The organism is Quadrisphaera sp. RL12-1S (assembly GCF_014270065.1).
Classification (GTDB): Bacteria; Actinomycetota; Actinomycetes; order Actinomycetales; family Quadrisphaeraceae; genus Quadrisphaera.
Map to the genome: position 1 here is coordinate 483,216 of NZ_JACNME010000003.1, position 18,182 is coordinate 501,397.

The 18,182-nt window shown below is 76.9% G+C and carries 14 protein-coding genes; 8 read left to right on the forward strand and 6 right to left on the reverse strand.

Annotated elements, in window-relative coordinates; genetic code table 11:
* Positions 1-45: 45 nt before the first annotated feature.
* Entirely contained in the window at positions 46-1,161 is a 1,116-nt protein-coding gene (locus H7K62_RS08425; RefSeq protein ID WP_186717458.1) for a glycosyltransferase, read from the reverse strand.
* On the reverse strand, positions 1,158-2,369 hold the full coding sequence (locus H7K62_RS08430) for a glycosyltransferase family 4 protein (RefSeq protein WP_186717459.1): 1,212 nt from the start codon (positions 2,367-2,369) through the stop codon (positions 1,158-1,160). Before H7K62_RS08430 ends, H7K62_RS08425 begins: the two co-directional genes overlap by 4 nt.
* Before the next feature lie 176 nt (positions 2,370-2,545).
* On the opposite strand from H7K62_RS08430, the gene H7K62_RS08435 reads away from it, so the two are divergent.
* Positions 2,546-3,502 carry a glycosyltransferase family 2 protein gene (locus H7K62_RS08435; protein WP_458334874.1) on the forward strand — a complete coding sequence of 319 codons (957 nt, stop codon included), beginning with the start codon at positions 2,546-2,548 and terminating at the stop codon, positions 3,500-3,502.
* 30 nt (positions 3,503-3,532) lie between these two features.
* Here H7K62_RS08435 and H7K62_RS08440 read toward each other — a convergent pair whose 3' ends face one another.
* Positions 3,533-5,218, reverse strand: a complete 1,686-nt coding sequence (locus H7K62_RS08440) for a family 16 glycosylhydrolase (protein WP_186717461.1) — start codon at positions 5,216-5,218, stop codon at positions 3,533-3,535.
* Positions 5,219-5,329: 111 nt separating this feature from the next.
* Entirely contained in the window at positions 5,330-6,523 is a 1,194-nt protein-coding gene (locus H7K62_RS08445) for an aminotransferase class I/II-fold pyridoxal phosphate-dependent enzyme (protein WP_186717462.1), read from the reverse strand.
* A gap of 124 nt (positions 6,524-6,647) precedes the next feature.
* On the opposite strand from H7K62_RS08445, the gene H7K62_RS08450 reads away from it, so the two are divergent.
* From H7K62_RS08450 to H7K62_RS08480, 7 genes are all read left to right on the forward strand, one after another.
* Positions 6,648-7,817: a glycosyltransferase family 4 protein gene (locus H7K62_RS08450; RefSeq protein WP_222437243.1), complete on the forward strand. Its 1,170-nt coding sequence runs from the start codon at positions 6,648-6,650 to the stop codon at positions 7,815-7,817.
* Positions 7,818-8,078: 261 nt separating this feature from the next.
* Positions 8,079-9,290: a glycosyltransferase gene (locus H7K62_RS22270; protein ID WP_186717463.1), complete on the forward strand. Its 1,212-nt coding sequence runs from the start codon at positions 8,079-8,081 to the stop codon at positions 9,288-9,290.
* A 2-nt stretch (positions 9,291-9,292) separates the two neighbouring features.
* Positions 9,293-10,381 (forward strand): glycosyltransferase family 4 protein, encoded by a 1,089-nt coding sequence (locus H7K62_RS08460; protein ID WP_186717464.1) that lies wholly within the window; start codon positions 9,293-9,295, stop codon positions 10,379-10,381.
* Positions 10,382-10,388: 7 nt separating this feature from the next.
* On the forward strand, positions 10,389-11,627 hold the full coding sequence (locus H7K62_RS08465) for a glycosyltransferase family 4 protein (protein WP_186717465.1): 1,239 nt from the start codon (positions 10,389-10,391) through the stop codon (positions 11,625-11,627).
* Positions 11,624-12,544, forward strand: a complete 921-nt coding sequence (locus H7K62_RS08470) for a glycosyltransferase family 2 protein (protein WP_186717466.1) — start codon at positions 11,624-11,626, stop codon at positions 12,542-12,544. Before H7K62_RS08465 ends, H7K62_RS08470 begins: the two co-directional genes overlap by 4 nt.
* 173 nt (positions 12,545-12,717) lie before the next feature.
* Positions 12,718-13,977: a lipopolysaccharide biosynthesis protein gene (locus H7K62_RS08475; protein WP_186717467.1), complete on the forward strand. Its 1,260-nt coding sequence runs from the start codon at positions 12,718-12,720 to the stop codon at positions 13,975-13,977.
* 18 nt (positions 13,978-13,995) lie between these two features.
* Positions 13,996-15,387 (forward strand): hypothetical protein, encoded by a 1,392-nt coding sequence (locus H7K62_RS08480; protein WP_186717468.1) that lies wholly within the window; start codon positions 13,996-13,998, stop codon positions 15,385-15,387.
* Between the two features lie 371 nt (positions 15,388-15,758).
* Here the strand turns inward: H7K62_RS08480 and H7K62_RS08485 are convergent, their stop codons facing one another.
* Together H7K62_RS08485 and H7K62_RS08490 are read right to left on the reverse strand one after the other, a co-directional pair.
* Positions 15,759-17,204, reverse strand: a complete 1,446-nt coding sequence (locus H7K62_RS08485) for a lipopolysaccharide biosynthesis protein (protein ID WP_186717469.1) — start codon at positions 17,202-17,204, stop codon at positions 15,759-15,761.
* 10 nt (positions 17,205-17,214) lie between these two features.
* Positions 17,215-18,162 (reverse strand): glycosyltransferase family 2 protein, encoded by a 948-nt coding sequence (locus tag H7K62_RS08490; RefSeq protein WP_186717470.1) that lies wholly within the window; start codon positions 18,160-18,162, stop codon positions 17,215-17,217.
* Positions 18,163-18,182: the final 20 nt, after the last annotated feature.

Sequence of the window (18,182 nt, forward strand, 5' to 3'; positions counted from 1 at the left end):
GGCGCTCCCGCTCGGGGGACACCGGCCGCTCCCGCGCGGGGGACGTCAGCGGGTGCGGGTGCGGCCGCCGACGAGGTCGGCGTAGACCGCCACCACGTCAGCCGCGTACCGCTCCATGCGCAGCCGGTCCAGGCCCTGCGCCCCGCGGCGCACCAGGGCGGCGGCCAGGCCCGGCTCGTGCAGCACGCGGGCGATGCCGGCCCCCAGCGCGGCGGGGTCGCCCGGGGGCACCACCACCGCGGCGGCGCCGCCCTCCACCATCGTCAGGCTGCCGGGCAGGTCCGTGGTCACCACCGGCGCGCCGCAGTCGCGCGCCTCGGCGAGCACGAGCGCCGCCGGCTCGGAGCGGCTGGCCAGCACGAACGCGTCGGCGGCGGTCATCCAGCGCCGCGGGTCGGGGTCGAACCCCACCAGGTGCACCCGGTCGGCCAGCCCGGCCTCCGCCACGGCCGCCTCCAGCCCGGCGCGCTCCGGGCCGGCGCCCACCACGTGGAGGTGGGCCGACGCGAGCGCGGGGGTGGTCTCGGGGCGGAACGCGGCGACGAGGTCGTACAGGCCCTTGTGGCGGTAGAGACCGCAGACGGTGACGACGGCGGGGCGCTGCACGGGAGCGGGCTCGGAGGCCGCGGCCCGGGCGCGCGAGCGGGCCCCGCCCAGCGGTCCCTGCTCCAGCACCAGGCTGCGCCGGGCCGGCAGCCACCGGCCCGGTACCCCGGCCCGCAGCGCGTCGCGGGCGCCCGCGCTGAAGAAGAGCACCCGGTCCACCAGCCACACCAGCTCCACGCCGCGCTTGGCCTCCAGGTGCACGGTGGTGGCGGTGGCGAACCGCGGCAGCAGCCGCACCCGGCCGAGCTGCTCCAGCAGCGCCGAGACCACGGCGCCGGTGAGGTTGTGGCTGTGCACCACCTGCGGGGACGTCGCCCGCACGTGTCCCGCCAGGGACCGCGCCAGGCGGAGCGCTCCGCGCGCGTCGCGGGGCTGGGGCGGCAGCTGCAGGTGCCGCACTCCGTGCGCGGCGAGCAGCGCCTCGTGCTCACCGCCGGAGCTGGCGACGGCCACCTCGTGCCCCAGCCCGGCCTGGGCGCAGGCGAGGTCCACCGTGACGTTGTTGATGCCGTTGCCCACGTCGCGCAGGTCGTTGAGCACGTGCAGGACCCTCATCGGGCGCGCTCCGCGCCCGGCGCGGGACGGCGGGACGCACGGCGGGCCCCGCGCTCGGCGGCCTCGGCCGCCACCTGGCGGTAGACCGCGGCGACGGCGGCGGCGAACGCCTCCCGGGAGTGCTCCTGCGCGGTGGCGCGGCACGCGGCGCGGTCGGGCAGGTCACCCGCGAGCGCCGCCTGCAGGCGCGCGCGCAGCGCCGGGACGTCGTCGGGGGGGACCATGAGCGTGGGGTCGAGCCCCGGGAGCACCTCCGACAGGCCGCCGAGGTCGGAGGCGACCACGGGGGTCCCGCACGCCAGCGCCTCGAGCACCACCAGGCCGAAGCCCTCCAGCGCGGTGGAGGGCACCACCACCGCGTCGGCCGCCTGGTAGTGCGCGACCAGCGCCTCCTCGTCGACCCTGCCGGCGAAGACCACGCCGGGCCGCCCCAGGCGGGCCGCCTCGGCCTCCAGCGCGGCCCGGGAGGGACCGTCGCCCACCACCACGAGCCGGTCGTCGGGGCCGCCGGGCCAGGCCTGGAGGAGCACGTCGATGCCCATGCGGGGCACGAGGCGGCGGGCCGTCACCACCAGGCGCCCGCCGTCGGGGACGCCGAGCCGGCGGCGCAGCGCGGCCCGCTCGGGCTCCGGCAGGGGGTGGAAGCGGTCGAGGTCCACCCCGGGGTGGATCGGGTGGACCCGGGAGGCGGGCACGCCGTGCACGTCCTGGACCAGCTGGCCGAAGGCCCGCGACGCGGTGACCACCGCGGCCGCTGACCGCACGTGCACCCGCTCCACCAGCTGCTTGGCCGCGGCGCTGGCCCTGCCGGCCCCGGAGCTGGCCGACTCCCCCGCCCACGGTCCGTGGAAGTGCGCCACCAGCGGGGTGCGGCGCGTCAGCCGCAGCACCAGCGACGGCAGCAGCCCGTACATCGCGAAGTGGGAGACGACGACGGCGCTGCCGCGGCCCGAGGCGACGCCCTCGCGCGCCGTCGACAGCAGGCGCGCGGCCATGCCGCTGTCCTCGGGGACGGCGCGCCGCACGCGCCCGGGCGCCGAGGCCGCCGGGCCGAAGACCACCAGCTCTTCGTCCACCCCGGCGCGGCCCAGCCCGGCGTGCAGGTCCGCCACGTAGCGGTTCAGCCCGCCGGGCCTGTCGTCGGGCCAGCCCTGCGCGAGGGTGGTCACCCGCAGCGCGCCGCTGTCCCCCGTTCGCGTGATGTCCACCAGCGGCCCCCCTGGTTCCCGACGACTAGGCTCCCCTGCGCACCGGGCTCACCGCTCCAGCTGCCGTCCAGGGAGGTCGAGTGGTACCACAGAACCTGGCTCCAGCCACAGCCGCGGCCGCGGCCGCACCCGCCGCCGAGACCGCAGGCTCCGGACCCGCCCACCCGCTTGTGAGCGTGGTGATGTCCAGCTACCGCCGCACCGACATGCTGGTGCGGGCGGTGGCCTCCGTGCGCGCCCAGACCCTGGCGGACTGGGAGCTGGTGGTCATCGACGACCACAGCCCGCAGGACCCGACGCCCCTGCTCGACGCCCTCGGCGACCCGCGCATCCGCGTGGTCCGCCAGGAGCGCCAGCGCGGCATCGGTCGCAACGTCACCGACGGGATGCGCCTGGCCCGGGGGCGCTACGTCACCAACGTCCACGACGACGACCTGGTCGACCCGCAGTACCTCGAGGTGCTCGTCGCGGCGCTGGAGGAGCACCCCGGAGCCGTCCTGGCCTTCTGCGACCACCGGGTGGTGGACGCGGAGGACCGCGTGCTCGAGCCGGAGACGGAGAAGCGCTCCGAGGAGGAGGGCCGCGCGCAGCTGGCCGGTGGTGTGCACCAGCCGTTCGTCGACCTGGCCCTGGTGGGGCGGGCGACGTTCCTCGGGCTGGGCACCCTGTGGCGCAACGGCGCCGTGGACTGGGACGACGTCGCCGCCGCCGGCGACTACTGGGACAACTTCACCCTGTACCACCTGTGCCGCGAGGGCGGCGCCGCCGTCTACGTGCCCCGGCGCCTGGCGAGCTGGCGGATGCACACGGGCTCCAACACGGTGGCCGCGGCCGGGCACGAGGCGCCCGAGGTCAAGCTGCGCACCGGGCGCGCCCTGGCGCACTGCGCGTCCGCCTACGCGCGGGACCCGCGCCTGGCGGGGTACCGGCGGGCGTTCCGCCACCAGGTGGCCGAGGGGCGTGCGACCTCGGCCATCGCCCTGCTGCGCCTGGAGCAGCCGGGGCCCGCGCGCGGCGAGGCGGTGCGGAGCCTGCTCGTGGCCCCGTCGGCGCGAGCCGCCGCGGCGCTGGTGGCAGCGGTGGCCCCCGCGCCGCTGCGGCGGCGCATCGCCCAGGTGCGCCGCGCGTCCTGACGCTCGTCCTGGTCCGGACGGGCCCGGGGCTCAGGTGTAGACGCGCACCCAGTCGACGTAGAGGTCGGTGGTCTGGCCGGTGGCGGCCAGGTCGACGGGCCAGCCCCCGCCGGTGGCGAGGTCGAGCATGAAGAAGAAGGGCTCGTCGGTGTGCGACAGCTCCCCGAGGGAGGCGACCTTCCTGCCGTCGAGGTAGAAGTCCGCTCCCCCGTCCAGCACGCGCACCCCGTAGGTGTGCCACTGCGCCGCCCAGTCGACCGGGTACCCCTGGCACGCCTTCTGACCGGTCTTGGCGGCGCCCCAGCTGTGCGTGGTGTGGCAGGCGGCGTCGGTGTCGTGGCCGTACAGCTCCACCGCGTCCACCTCGGCGGCGGTGCCGTCGGCGCGCCCGGTGCCGCTGGCGCTGTTGAGCATCCAGAACGCCGGCCAGGAGCCGGGCCCGGGAGCGCCGAGCATCCGCGCCTCGAAGTAGCCGTGCTGCGCGCTGAAGCCGGACCCGCCCCAGAGCTGGGAGGAGAGGATGCCCGAGGCGTGCGCCTGGCCCCAGGTCTGCCTCGGCGCGAGGACGCCGACGGGCTGCGCCCGCACCCGCAGGTACCCGCCGGGCAGCGTGGCCAGCGTGCCCGCGCCCCAGGCCGGGTCGGCGAAGAGCGCGTCACCGAACTGCGAGCCGCCCCACGGCTCGGGCTTCACCGCGGCGTACCGGCTGCCCCAGCCGGAGGCGCTGATCGACAGCGGCGCGTCGAAGTCGTCGCTGTACTGCAGCGTCATCCCCGCGGGCGGGCTGGACCCGGCCGGCGCCGACGGCGTGGAGGCCGGCGACCCGCCGGTGCGGAAGAGCTGGGCGTACAGCGGGTCGAGCGCGGCGCCCGCCGTCGTCGTCGCGGTGACCTTGAGCGCGAAGGGGCCCTGCGGCAGCCGCCGCACGTCGGCGGTGAGCACGGCGCGGCCCGTCGCGTCGGCGGTGGCCGTGGCCGCGCGGCGCAGCGGCACGTCGAGGGCGGAGGCGCTGGGCACCGACAGCCACGCCGTCAGCCGGCTGCCCGCGGGGGCGTCCACGACGACGACGGCCGCGGCGTCCGCGCTGGACCCCGGCGTCGGGCACGCCAGGGTCAGGCGGCCCGCGAGCGGCGGCGCGACCGCGCTCGTCGTCGTTGCCGAGCAGCTGGCGGGGGCGGGGGTCACCGCGTAGGTGGGCGAGCCCGCGGGGGCCGCCCACTGCGGCGGGGTGGTGCCGGCGTCGTAGGCCGTGAGCTCGCGCAGGGCCACGGGTGCGGAGGCGATCTGGCGGCGCAGCTCCAGGCGCACCCACGTCACCGAGCGCGGGGTGAAGGCGACGGTGGTGGGCATCGCGGCGCCGGCGGCGATGCCCGGCACGTCGACGGTCGAGCCGTCGGAGAAGCGCAGCGTGCCGTAGAGGGCGGCGGCGGTGGACTGCGCCGGGTCGCTGGCGTCGGCGGTGGAGCCGAAGACCTGCACGCTGGCGATGCGGCGGGTGCCCGAGAAGGCCAGCTGCGCCCAGGGGGCGGTGTCACCGCTGCTCGCGGACCACTCGGCGCCCAGCTGCCCGGCGCCCGGGGCGCCGTCGGACAGGGCTCCGGGGCTGCCGCTGGACGCCGTGGCGGTGGTGGCTGGCTGGCCGGCGGCCTGAGCTCCGGCGAGCGGGGTCACCAGCGCCGCGGCGGCGAGCACCGCGGCGAGCGCAGACCTCCGCATGCTCCGACCCTCGCAGCCGCAGACCCCGCACCGCGGGAGGCTGCGCCCCGGCGCGTCGCCCGGCCGCGGACCGCGACCAGGCGCTCGGCTGCGGGAGCGGAGGTCGGGGCGTCAGCCGAGCTTGGTGAGGCCCCGCTTGAGCTGGCGGGCGGCCTGGGCGATCCGCTGCTCGTTCTCGATCATCGCGAAGCGCACGTAGTCGTCGCCCTGAGGTCCGAAGCCCACGCCCGGGGAGACCGCCACGTCGCACTCCTGCACCACGAGCTTGGCGAACTCGATCGACCGCAGCTCCGCGTACGGCTCGGGGATGCGCGCCCAGGCGAACATCGTCCCCTGGGGCTTCTCCAGCGGCCAGCCCGCCCGCTCCAGTCCCTCCACCAGCGCGTTGCGGCGCGACTCGTAGACCGAGGAGGTCCACCGCGGGTACTCGAGCTCCTCGTTGAGGGTCACGGTCGCCGCGATCTGGATGGGCTGGAAGGTGCCGTAGTCGAGGTAGCTCTTGAGCTTGGCCAGGGCCGCCACCACCTCGCGGTTGCCCACGAGGAAGGCCACGCGCCAGCCGGCCATCGAGTACGACTTCGTCATCGAGTACAGCTCGACGGCCACCTCCTTGGCGCCCTCGCACTCGAGGATCGACGGCGGCTGGTAGCCGTCGAAGGTGGTGTCGGCGTAGGCGAAGTCGTGCACGAGCACCACGTCGCGCTCGCGCGCCCAGTCGACCAGGCGCTGCAGGTCCGCCTTCGAGACGACCGCCGTCGTCGGGTTGTGGGGGAAGGACAGGACGACGACGCGGGGCTTCGGCCAGCCGTACTCCCACGCCTCCATGACGTTCTCGACGTAGTCGTGCGCCTCGCCGTCGGCGTCCTTGGGTCCGATCGGCACCTGGCGCACGTCGGCTCCGGCGAAGTACGGCCCCCAGATGTGGATCGGGTACGACGGCGACGGCACGAGCGCGGCGTCTCCCGCCTGGAGCAGCACCCACATGAGGTGGGAGAAGCCCTCCTTGGCGCCGATGGTGTTGATGACCTCGGTGTCCGGATCGAGGTGCACCCCGAAGCGCCGCTGGTACAGCCCGGCCACGGCCTCGCGGAGCTTGGGCAGCCCGCGCGAGGAGGAGTAGCGGTGGTTGCGGGAGTTGTGCGCGGCCTCGGCCAGCTTCTCCACGGCGGTGGCCGGCGAGGGCAGGTCCGGGTTGCCGAACCCCAGGTCGACGACGTCGCGGCCGGCTCGGCGCGCCTGCTGCTTGAGCCCGTCGATGATGGTGAAGACGTACGGGGGCAGCCCCTGGATGCGCCGGAACTCCATGGGCGGTCACCCTACGTCCGCACCCCGCGCTGGAGATCGGGCCAAGCCGCGGACCTTGGTGGCGCCCGCGACGACCACGGCCGTGCGCGCCACGCGACGGGGACCAGTGGTAGGCAGTGGGCCCGTGACCGCTCCCACGCCCGCGCCCTCCCCCGCGCCGTCCGGAGGACGGCCCCGCTGGCTCGTCATGGCCACGCACGTGCCGGCGTCGGGGCGCCTGGGCGGCATCGTCAGGTACACGGTGGAGCTGGCGCGGGCCCTGCAGCGCCGCGACGACGTCGAGGTGCACCTGCTGACCTCCGCCGCGGCCGCCGGGCCGCTGGCCGAGCTGGTGGGCGGCCCGGCGCGCGTGCACGCCGTGCCGGCGGTGCTCGACGGGCGCGCGGGCCCGCTGCTGCCGCCGTACGAGAGGTTCGTGCTGGGGTGGCGGCTGCGGGGCGGCTTCGACGTCGTCCACGGGTCCAAGCACCTCGTGCCGCAGCGCGCCCCGGGCTTCGCCGCCCGCACCGCGCTCACGGTGCACGACATGATCCTCGCCGACCGCCCCGCCGACTTCCCCACCGCCAAGCGCGTGCTGCTGCAGCGCCCGTACGCCGCCTCGATCCGGCAGGCGGACGCCGTGGTCTGCGTCAGCGCGGCCACCCGCGACCGGCTGCTGGCCCACCACCCGCAGGTGGCCCCGCGCACGTCGGTGGTGCTGTCCGCCACCAGCCCGGCGCTGCTGCAGGCGCAGCCGACGCCCGTGGAGGTGCTCGCCGGACGGCGCTTCGGGCTGGTGGTGGGCGACACCACGCAGCGCAAGAACGTGGCGACGGCGGTCTCGGCGTGGGCGCGGGCGCTGCGCGCGCACCCCGAGCACGCCGACGCGGTGCTCGCGCTGGTCGGCCCGCCCGCGTGGGGCACCGAGGCGTACGGCCCCGACCACGCCGCGCTGGCGGCCTCCGGCCACGTGGTGCAGCTGCAGGGCGTGGACGACGCCGCGCTGCGCTGGTGCTACGAGAACGCCGCCGTGGTGCTGGCCCCCAGCCTGGTGGAGGGCTTCGGGCTGCCGGCGGTGGAGGCGCTCGACCTCGGCGCGCCGCTGGTGACCAGCACCGACGCCGCGCTGGTGGAGGTCAGCGGCGACCGCGCGCTGCACGTGCCGGCCCTCGACGTGGACGGGTGGGCGCGCGCGGTGGCCGACCACCTGCGCCCCGATGCGCCGCGCCGGGCCGCCTCCGCGCCGCCCGCACCCGCGCGGACCTGGGACGACGTGGCCGAGGACACCGTCCGCGCCGTCCTGCACCGCCGCTGACGGCCGGCCCGCCCGCCACGGGTGGACGGCGGGTGGGCGACGGGTGGACGGCAGGTGGCGCTGGGACCACGGCGCGGCAGATTGACAGCGTTCCGTGATGTCGGCCACCCGGATGGTCCATGCTGGTCGCGTCACCCGTCCCTCGACGGCGGGGTGACGACGGGCGACGCGGCCCTCGGTCCGCGGCCACGGCGCCGGGGGGCGAGGGCGGCGGCAGCCCCGGAGCAGAACCGCTGCCGAGCCCCGGGAAGGCCCCCGCAGATGACCCAGCCGCGCGTCACGATCGTCCACGAGCGGTTCACCGAGTTCGCGGGCTCCGAGGCCGTGGTCGAGGCGCTCGCCCGGCAGTGGCCGTCCGCGCCGCTGCACGCGCCGATCGCGAGCGCCGGCGTGCTGCCCTCCGACCTCGAGGGGCGCCTGCGCAGCACGGGCCTGTCCCGGCTGCTGCGCGGCAGCACCTACGCCCACCTCCTGCCCGCGCTGCCGGTGGCCATGCGGTCGCTGCGGCTGGCGCCGTCCGACGTCGTCATCGCCTCCCACCACGCCTTCGCCACGCAGGTGGCGCTGGCGCGCAGCGCCAGCGCGGTGCCGGTGGTCGCCTACGTGCACACGCCGGCGCGGTGGGTGTGGGAGGCGTCGATGCGCACCGGTGAGGGCTCCGGGCTGGGCGCGGCGGGGCTGGCGGCCTTCTCCGCGGCGTTCAAGCCGTTCGACGTCCGCGCCGCCCGCCGCGTGCACACGCTGGTGGCCAACTCCACGTTCGTGGCGGACCGCATCCGCCGCTGGTGGGGCCGCGAGGCGCAGGTGGTGGCGCCCCCGGTGGACACCGACTACTACCACCCGGACCCGCGCACCCCGCGGGAGGACTTCTTCCTCCTCGCCGGCCGGCTGGTGCCCTACAAGCGCCCCGACCTGGCCGTCCGCGCCGCCGCCCGGGCCGGGGTGCGCCTGGTGGTGGCCGGTGACGGGCGCTCGCGCGCCGAGGTGGAGGCCCTCGCCGGCCCGGGCACCACCTTCGTGGGCCGGGTCAGCGACGCCGAGCTGCGCGACCTGTTCCGCCGCTGCCGCGCGCTGCTCATGCCGGGCGTGGAGGACTTCGGGATCGTGCCGGTGGAGGCCATGGCCTGCGGCGCGCCGGTCATCGCCACGGGAGCCGGGGGCGCCGTCGACACGGTGGTGCCGGGCCTGTCCGGGGAGCTGGTGGAGCCCACCGGCCCCGCCGGCGAGGTGGACGCGTGGGCGCGGGCGCTGGCCGGCTTCGACGCGGGCGCGCTGGACCCGGCCCGCATCCGCGCGCACGCGCTGACCTTCTCCCGCGCCAGCTTCGCCGCGGCCATGCAGCACGTGGTGGACGGCGTGCTCGACGGCTCGCCGGTGCCGGAGCCGCGCCGGGAGGTCCGCCTCCCGGCCACAGCGGTCCACCGCCGCCCCGCCCCGCTGGGGACCGCGGCCCCGGCCGCCGGGTCGAGGTGAGGATGCACGTCCTCCACGTCACCAACGACTTCCAGGACAACGGCACCGGCATCACCAACATGCTGCGGGTGCTGGCCGTGGCGCAGCGCGCCGCCGGGCTGGACGTGACCATCGCCTCGGAGGTGGACGCCTCCAGCTACCACGACGAGCTGGCCGCCCTCGGGGTGCGCTTCCGGCGCATCGAGCGGGTCTCCACGCCGCCGGCGGCCCGCCGCCTGGCGGCGGCCCTCACCGCCGAGGGGCCGGACGTGGTGCACGTGCACACCGGCCGCGCGGCCCTCGCCGTGGCCGTCGGCCCCCGCGACCTGCGCCGCCGCAGCGTGGCCACGGTGCACAACGTGTTCCAGCGCTCCAGCGCGCTCATGGCCGCGTGCGCGGCGGTGGTGTGCATCTCCGAGGCCGCGCGCGGCAGGTTCCGCCGCACGGTGCCGTGGTCCGCGCAGCGGCTGCGGGTGATCCACAACGCCGTCGACCTGGACGTGGCCCCCGCGGGGGCGTCAGCCCCGGCGCCGCGGCTGGCGGAGCGCTCGGTGGTCTACGTGGGCGGGCTGCACCGCCGCAAGGGCGTGGACGTGCTGGTGGAGGCGGTGGGCAGGCTCGTCGACGACGGCGACCCGGTGCAGCTGTTCGCCTACGGCAACCGCGACCAGCCGTGGCTGGAGGAGCTGGCGGCGCCGCTGGTGGCCTCCGGGCACGTGCACCTGTGCGGCTTCACCCGCGAGCCCCGCGCGGTGATGGCCGCGGGCCGGGTGGTGGCGATCCCCTCCCGCGACGAGCCGTTCGGGCTGGTGGCGGTGGAGGCCCGCGCGGCCGGCGCCCCCGTGGTGGCCTCCGACCTGGGCGGCCTGCGGGAGGCCCTGGACGACGGGCGCGCCGGTGACCTGGTGCCCGCCGGGGACGTCGCCGCGTGGGCCCGGGCGCTGCGCAGGGTGCTCGACGACGACGCCCACCGCGCCGACCTCGTCCGCCGCGGCCGCGACGGCCTGCACCGCTTCGCGCCCGCGGGCGTGGCGGAGGCGTACTCGCAGGTGTACCGATCGCTCCCCGCGGCAGCGTCGCCGAGGCGTCCCCGCTCCGCCGCGCTCCGGTGACCGCCCGGTGAGCCGGCCGACGGTCCTGCTCGACGGGCGCCCGCTGCGGGGGCGGCTCTCGGGCGTCGGGCAGTACGTGTGGCACCTGTCCGCGGCGCTGGCCGCCGGCGCGGGGCACCCGGTCACCGGTGACCTGGACGTGCAGCTGCTGGTGGTCGGCGACGGGCCCGCCGGCAGCGCCCCCTCCCCCGCCGGCGTGCCGGTGCGGGGCCCCGGGCCTGTGCCGCGCAAGGCGTTCAACGGGCTGGCGGCGTACGCGCCGGTGGTGCCGGCCAGCGCGTTCGGCCTGCGCGCCGACCTGGTGCACTGCACCTACTTCGAGCGGCTGCCGTCGCTGCCGCGGCGCACGCGCGTGGTGAGCACCGTGCACGACGTGGCGTTCCTGCGGCTGCCGCACGTGTTCTCGCGCATCAACCTCGCCGCGTCGCGCCGGGCGCTGCGCTGGCAGGTGGACCGCTCCGACGTGCTGCTGGTGCCGTCGCAGTTCACCAAGGACGAGCTGGTGTCGCTGTGCGGCGTGCGCCCGGAGCGGGTGGTGGTGACACCGCTGGCGGTCACCGAGGCGGTCGGTCCCCCGGGCGGGGCGCCGGGCTCGCCGGGCGAGCGCGCGGACCCGCGCCCGCTGCGGGAGCGCCCGTTCGTGCTCTACCTGGGCAACGTGGAGCCGCGCAAGAACCTCGGGCGGCTGCTGGAGGCCTGGGCGGGCAGCGGCGCGCGCTCCACGCACGACCTGCTGCTGGCCGGCACGGCGCTCGCGCACGCGGCGGGCCTGCAGGCGGAGCTGGCGGCGGCGGGCCGCTCGGTGGTGCCGCTGGGCTTCGTGGACGCCGCCACCAAGCACGAGCTGCTGCGCCGCTGCACCGCGTTCGTCTACCCCTCCCTGTACGAGGGGTTCGGCATCCCGGTGCTGGAGGCGATGGCCGCCGGGGCGCCGGTGGTGACGTCCACAGCGGGCGCGCTGGCGGAGCTGGCCGGCACCGCGGCGGTGGCCGTCGACCCGCTGCGGGTGGACCTGCTGCGCGACGCCATCGACCAGCTGGTGGCGGACGCGGCGCAGCGGGCCCGCCTCGGCGAGCTGGGCCTGGCGCGGGCCGCGGGCTTCTCCTGGGACCGGACGGCCGCGCTCACCGCGAACGCGTACCGGCAGGTGCTGGGCTCCGCGCCGGTGCCGAGCCCGCGGCAGCAGGTGGTGGACCTGCGCGGTGCGGCGTCCGCCGCGCAGGCGCGCGGGCGGGCCGACCGGTGACCGCTCTCCCCGGCGAGCGCGGGCCCGTCGCCGTCGTCGTCCTGGCCTCCGCCGGGCGTCCCGAGCTGGTGGGCACCGCCGTCCGCGACCTGGCCGGCCAGCGCGACCAGCGGTTCGTGGTGGCGGTCTGCGTGCCCGACGCCGCCAGCCTGCCCGCCGGGGGGCTGCCGGACGGCGTGGTGCTCGCCCACGCGCGCGGGCTGCCCGCCCAGCGCAACGCGGGCCTGGCGGCCGCGCTGGCCGCGGCCCCCGGCGCGCGGACCGCGTTCTTCTTCGACGACGACTCCGTGGTCGGCGCCGGGTACGTCGGGGCGGCGCTGGCGTTCCTGGACGCCCACCCCGGCGTGGTCGGCGTCACCGGGAGGGTGCTGCTCGACGGGGCCTCCGGGGAGGAGGTCGGCCGCGACGCCGCCGAGGCCGCGCTGGACGCCCACCAAGCGGCGCTGGACGCCGCCGGCCCGACCGGCGCGTGGAACCCCATCAGCGGCCTGTACGGCTGCAACTTCGCCATCCGGCTGGACGGGCACGCCGAGCGCTTCGACGAGCGGCTGCCGCTGTACGCGTGGATGGAGGACCGCGACCTGTCCGAGCGCCTCAAGCGGCACGGGGCGCTCGCGCAGGTGGCCGACTGCGCCGTGGTGCACCGCGGGGTCCGCTCCGGCGGGCGCACCGCGCACCTGCGGCTGGGCTACTCCCAGGTCATGAACCCGGTGTACCTGCACCACGCGGGCAGCTTCGCGGTGAGCATGACCCTGCTGCAGGTGGTGCCGCGGGTGGCCAAGAACGCGGCGCTGTCGCTGGTCAGGGGCCCGCAGGGCGCGTCACGACGACGACGGCTGCGCGGCAACCTGCTCGCCGCCGCTGACGCCGCGCGGCGGCGGTACACCCCGGAGCGGGTGCTCGACCTGCCCCCGTGATCCCGCGGTGATCTCCCGGTCGTCTCTCCCGAGGTGACCCTCCGTGCGCAGGTGCCGTTGCTATGGTCACCACTGCACGCCCACTGGGCCGCGACCAGCCGGTGCTGCCCCCGTGTGAGGCCCCCTCCGGCCGGCCCCGGCCGCCCCCTCGGCCCCGACCCCAGGACGTGACCTTGATCCTCCAGGACTACGTGCGCCTCGCGCGCCGCGGCGCGTGGCTGCTCGTCGCGCTCATCATGCTGGGCGCCGCCGGTGGCCTGGGGGTGGCGGCGCTGACCACGCCCACGTACTTCTCCCGCGCCACCGTGGTGGTCAGCGCCAGCGGTGACAGCTCCCCGGGCGACCTGGCGCAGGTGAGCTCCTTCGGCGTGCAGCGCGCCCCCACCTACGCCGGGCTGGCGGCGTCGTCGACGGTGCTCGAGCGGGCCGCGTCGGCCCTCGGCGGCGGCCTCACGGCCCAGCGGCTGGCGGAGGCCGTCAACGTCACGGTGCGCACGGACACGGCGCTCATCGACATCGACGCCGACGCCTCCACCGGTGAGGACGCCGCCGCGCGCGCCAACGCCGTGGCCGACGCCCTCCAGCAGGTGGCGCCCTCGGTGGACGGCTCGGCCGTGGTCATCACGCCCACGCAGGTGGCGCAGGTGCCCGAGGTGGCCGACTCCCCGCGCCCCCGCAACGACGTGCTCTCCGGCGCGGTGGTGGGCCTGGCGCTCGGCGTGATCGCGCTGGCGCTGTGGCAGGCCCTGGACGACAAGATCCGCGCCGCCGCCGACGTGCCCCGCTCCCGCAGCCTGCGCGTGGTCTCGGTGCTGCCGTACGGCCGCCGCGGCCGCCAGGACGAGGAGCGCAGCGAGGGCCTGCGCCGGCTGCGCGCCGTGCTCACCGCCGGACCGGGCGGGGACCGGTCCGTGGTGGCGGTGGCGGGCGTGTCGTCGTCGTCGGAGAAGGACGCCGAGGAGGTGGCGGTCGGGCTGGCGCAGGCGCTGTCCGAGACCGGCGCGTCCGTGCTGGTCATCGACCTGACCGCGCCGAGCCGCCCGCTGGGCGCGCGCGGTGACGCGGTCGCCGGCGCTCGGCCGGGCGGGCAGCTGCCCGTCATGGCCGGGGAGGTGGACGACGTGTCCTGGCTGGTGCCGGAGAACCTCGGCACCACCCCCGCCGCCCTGGTGGGCACCGCCGACGGGCGCGCCGCCCTCGACCAGCTCACCGGCGGCTACGACCACCGCGTGCTGCTGTGCCCGCCGGCGCTGGAGCGCTCCGAGATCAGCGTGGTGGCGGCCCGCGCCACCGCCACGCTGCTGGTGGCGGACGCCGGGCGCACCTCCCGCTCCGGGCTGCAGCGGGCCGCGGGCTCGCTGACGGCCGCGGGCACCCCCACGGTGGGCGTGGTGCTGGTGGGCGCGCGCACCGACGAGGCCTGGGCCGTCTGAGCGCGTGACGAGCGCCGCATGACCACGCTGACGCTCATCGCGGTGGCGGTGGTGGCGTACGGCCTGTGGAAGCCGCACCGCTACGCCACCGCCCTGGCCCTCGGCGGGGCGACGCCCGCGGGGGCGGCGCTGGTGGCGGGCAGCACGGCGGTGCCCACCTTCTACTTCGTGGCGCTGGGCGCGCTGCTGGTGCTGTTCGTGCAGCTGGTGCACCGCTCGCGCACGCGCCGCCGCCTGGAGCACCCGGTGACGCCGGGCACCACGCCGCTGCTGCTGCTCGCCGTGTGGGCCGTGGTGGTGACGGTGGCCGCGCCGCTGCTCTTCGACGGGATGACCGTGTACGCGGCCGGCGGGGTGCCCAACCAGCTGCGCGCGGGGTCGCTGACGTCGTCCAACCAGGCGCAGATCGTCTACGCGGTGCTGTCGGTGGCCGTGGTGGTGCTGCTCGCCCGCGGGGCGGGCGCCCGCACCCAGGTGGTGGGGCTGGCCGCGGGCCTGACCATGGTGCTGAGCCTGTGGGCGTACGCCGGCAAGAACCTCGGGGTGCCGTTCCCCACCGGGTTCTTCGACAACTCCCCCGCGTTCGCGTACATCGACGGGGCGCCCGGCGGGGTCGTCCGGTTCCGCGGGATCTTCTCCGAGCCCGCCGGGCTCGCCGTGGCGTGCCTGGTGACCATCGCCTACATGACGGCGCGGCTGCCGCAGGTGCGCGGGCTGCGCCGGGTGGGCGTGGGCGTGGTGCTGGCGATCGCCGTCTTCCTCGGGTCCATCTCCACCTCCACCACGTTCATCGTGTCCATCGCGCTGCTCGTGGCCATGGCCGTGGGCGTGTGGCTGGTGGAGGTGGTCATCGCGCGGCGCGAGCTGACGCTGAGCGGCGTCTCCGGGGCCGCCGCCGCGCTGGCCGTGCTGCCGTTCGTGGTGCCGCTGGTGCTGGCGTTCCTCACCGGGGAGGTGTCGGCGAAGGTCGGCACGTCGTCCTACCGGGACCGGTCCAGCGCGGACGGCGACTCCTACCGGATCGTGCTGGACACCTTCGGGTTCGGCGTGGGGCTGGGGTCCAACCGGCCCAGCTCGTTCCTCGCGGCGATGCTCAGCACGGTCGGGCTCATCGGCACGGTGCTGTTCGTGGCGGCCGTGGTGGTGCTGGTGCGGCGCACGTGGACGCTGCGCGGGTACCGGCCGGTGGTGTGGGCGCTGGCGGCGGCGCTGCTCACCAAGCTCATCAGCGGCCCGGACCTCAACGACACGTCAGGTCTGATGTGGCTGTGCCTGGGGGTGCTCGCGCACGCGGCGGCGGTGCGCCAGCGCGAGGAGGCGGTGGAGCAGACCCCGCGCGGCCAGCACGGCGCCGCGGCCCTGGCCTCGCGGGACCCCGACGGCGAGGACGCCCCCACCCCCTCCCGCTGACCCCCCGTGATCATGGACTTCCCAAGCACTTTCCGGCCGTGATCATGGACTTCCCGTGCACTTTCCCGTTGCGACGATCAAGGAAGCTGCACCCACCAGCCGTGCGGGCGGGGCTGGGCGGTGGTGGCGGGAAACGGCCTGCTCGGTGGGGAGGCTCAGGCCCGGTGGGGAGGTTGAGTCCCGCTTCCGGGGCGTGATCCGGGGCTCAGGCTCCCCACCGGTGGTCAGGCTCCCCAGCGGTGGGTGACGAACGCCCATGATCACGGCGGGGAAGGGGCGGGCAGCGCCGTCGTCACCGTCGAGCGGGTGCAGCGTCCTTGATCGTCGGGGGGAAGTGGCGCGCAGGCGCTTGATCGTCGCGGGAGGGGGGGTCAGGAGCGGGCGCGCGGGAGGTGGGCGCGGACGGCGCGCAGGAGGCGCGCGCCCTCGTGGCCGAGCGCCACCACGTCCGAGCCCCGCGGCACCACGAACGCCCACGGCGAGCTGCGGTTCACGCGCGCGGCGAGCACCACCGCGAACACCGACATGGCCGTGCCGCTGGCGATCGCCGCGATGCCCGCCCCCACAGCACCCATCGACGGCACGAGCAGGAAGAACGCCCCCACCAGCACCACCAGCGCCACCACGAACGACGCCGACCGCAGCCCCGGCCGCCCCCACGCCCCGAGCCCGGCGCCGGCCATGAGCCCGGGGATGTTGGTCACGGCGGCGACGAGCAGCCACCACGTCGGCTCGGTGGCGGGCGCGAACTGCTCGCCGAACACCGGCCCGATCCACAGCGGCACGGTCGCCCCGAGCACCAGCGCCCCGACCGCGCCGACCAGCAGCGCGGAGCGGGAGATGGCCATGAGCTGCTCGCGGTCGTCGAAGCGCGCGTTGACGCCGAACAGCGTGTCGCGCACAGCCGTGATGAGGATGAACAGCACGTCGGAGATGGTGATGGCCACCACCAGCAGGCCCAGCTGCGTGGCGTCGGACAGCGGCGTGGTCATGAGCTGCGCCACGCGCCCGGTGGCCATGCTCGCCACCGCGCCCAGCCAGGTGCTCGACCCGAACGACAGCACGTCCCGCGTGATCGAGGAGGACGACGGCGGCGGCGACGCTGCTCCCCCGGCCGCGCCGGAGGCCGCGGGCGGCCGGCGCAGCAGCACCCGCCAGTAGACGAGCCCCGTGACCACCGGGATGACGGACATCGCGATGACGGCCACGCGCACGTCCAACGCCCCGGCGAGCGCCAGCGCCAGCAGCACCACGAGGCGCAGCAGGGAGGACAGCGCGCGGTCGGCGGCGACGGCGCCCCACATCTGCAGGCCGACGGCGGCGCCGCGCAGCAGCCCGACCAGCATCTGCGGCAGGGCCAGGGCGGTGCCCACCAGCATGATCGGGATGAGCTGGGCGTCGCCCTTGGTGAGCACGGACGCGAAGCCCCAGCTGAGCCCCCAGCACACGGCTCCGAGCAGCAGGCTGACCAGCGCGGCGGGCACGAGGGCGCGGCGGGTCTGGTCGGGCCGGCGGGCCAGGTGGTAGGTCAGCGCCTCGGGCAGGCCGAGGGTGGCGACGGCGGCGACCAGCGCGGCGGGCGCCATGGCGGTGGCCACCTCGCCGCGGCCCTCCACGCCGAGGGCGCGGGCGAGCACCGGCGCGGTGACCACGCCGATGACCGGCACGAGCATGCTCGTCGTCGTCGTGAACGCCATGGCGCGGCGCATCGAGACGGCCGGCTTCTCGGTGGGGACGGCGTTCTCGGTGGGCACGCCGGTCTCGCCGGGCACGTGCGGCTCGGTGGTGGGGTCGGTGCTCGTCGGCTGGGAGGTCACGCGGCGGACCTCAGGCCGGGGGCAGGTCGAGGATGCGCTCGGGCGTGAAGCGCCCGCGGGCCAGGTCGGCCAGGGCCCGGGCGTTGCCCAGCAGGCGGCGGCGGCGCCAGGAGCGCTCCGCGTGGCCCACCGACCGCGAGGCGTTGCCCACCAGGCGCGGGCCCACCTCGTAGCCGAGGCGCCGCCAGCTGATGGTGCCCTTGCGCAGCAGGTAGAACGGGTTCATGACCTGGGAGTAGCCGAGGCGCTGGTGGGCGGTGCGGCCGCCGGACTTCACGCCGAGGTGCACCACCACGGCGTCGTCGATCTTGGCGAGGGACCCGTGCCGCAGGAGGCAGCCGGCGAAGTCGAGGTCCTCCAGCCAGGAGTACAGGGGCAGCCGCTCGTCGAAGCGGAGCGCCGGGTCGACGTCGGCGCGGTAGCCGAAGTTGCAGCCGTACAGCTGGTCGACCGGCCGGCCGGCGCCCTGCTGGCGGTCCGCGGCGGACAGGCGCAGGGCGTCGTCGGCGATCTCGCGGTCCACCTCGCCGGCGCTGGCGCCGGAGCCGTCCAGCAGCACGCGCCCGGTGATGCCCACCACCTCGGGGTGGGCGTCGAAGTACGCCAGGGCGCGCTCGAGGTAGTCGGGGCGCACCACGGCGTCGTCGTCGAAGAAGAAGACGCGGGAGGCGCCCGGGACGGCGTCGATGCCCGCGTTGCGCTGGGCGGCCGCCCCGCGGGCGTGGACGACGACGACGGCGGGCGGCAGCCCTGCGGCGGGCAGGTCCGCGGGGCCGGGCGTGCAGACGACCAGGGCGAAGTCGCGGTGGGTCTGGTGCGCGAGGTCGGCGACGAGGCGGCCGAGCAGCTCGGGGCGGCCCGCGGAGGCGACCACCACGGCCACGTCGCAGGCCCGCTGGCCCGGGGTCGGGCTGAGGGGGGTCGGGACGGCGGCGTCCGCAGCGGGCGTGCGGGGCATGTGCCCTCCGGCGACGGGGA

What these genes read in the sequence shown, in the direction of transcription:
- H7K62_RS08425 (WP_186717458.1), bottom strand. Translation starts at nt 1,161, where the DNA reads ATGAGGGTCCTGCACGTGCTCAACGACCTGCGCGACGTGGGCAACGGC.
- H7K62_RS22270 (WP_186717463.1), top strand. Translation starts at nt 8,079, where the DNA reads ATGACCCAGCCGCGCGTCACGATCGTCCACGAGCGGTTCACCGAGTTC.
- H7K62_RS08445 (WP_186717462.1), bottom strand. Translation starts at nt 6,523, where the DNA reads ATGGAGTTCCGGCGCATCCAGGGGCTGCCCCCGTACGTCTTCACCATC.
- H7K62_RS08490 (WP_186717470.1), bottom strand. Translation starts at nt 18,162, where the DNA reads ATGCCCCGCACGCCCGCTGCGGACGCCGCCGTCCCGACCCCCCTCAGC.
- H7K62_RS08440 (WP_186717461.1), bottom strand. Translation starts at nt 5,218, where the DNA reads ATGCGGAGGTCTGCGCTCGCCGCGGTGCTCGCCGCCGCGGCGCTGGTG.
- H7K62_RS08460 (WP_186717464.1), top strand. Translation starts at nt 9,293, where the DNA reads ATGCACGTCCTCCACGTCACCAACGACTTCCAGGACAACGGCACCGGC.
- H7K62_RS08480 (WP_186717468.1), top strand. Translation starts at nt 13,996, where the DNA reads ATGACCACGCTGACGCTCATCGCGGTGGCGGTGGTGGCGTACGGCCTG.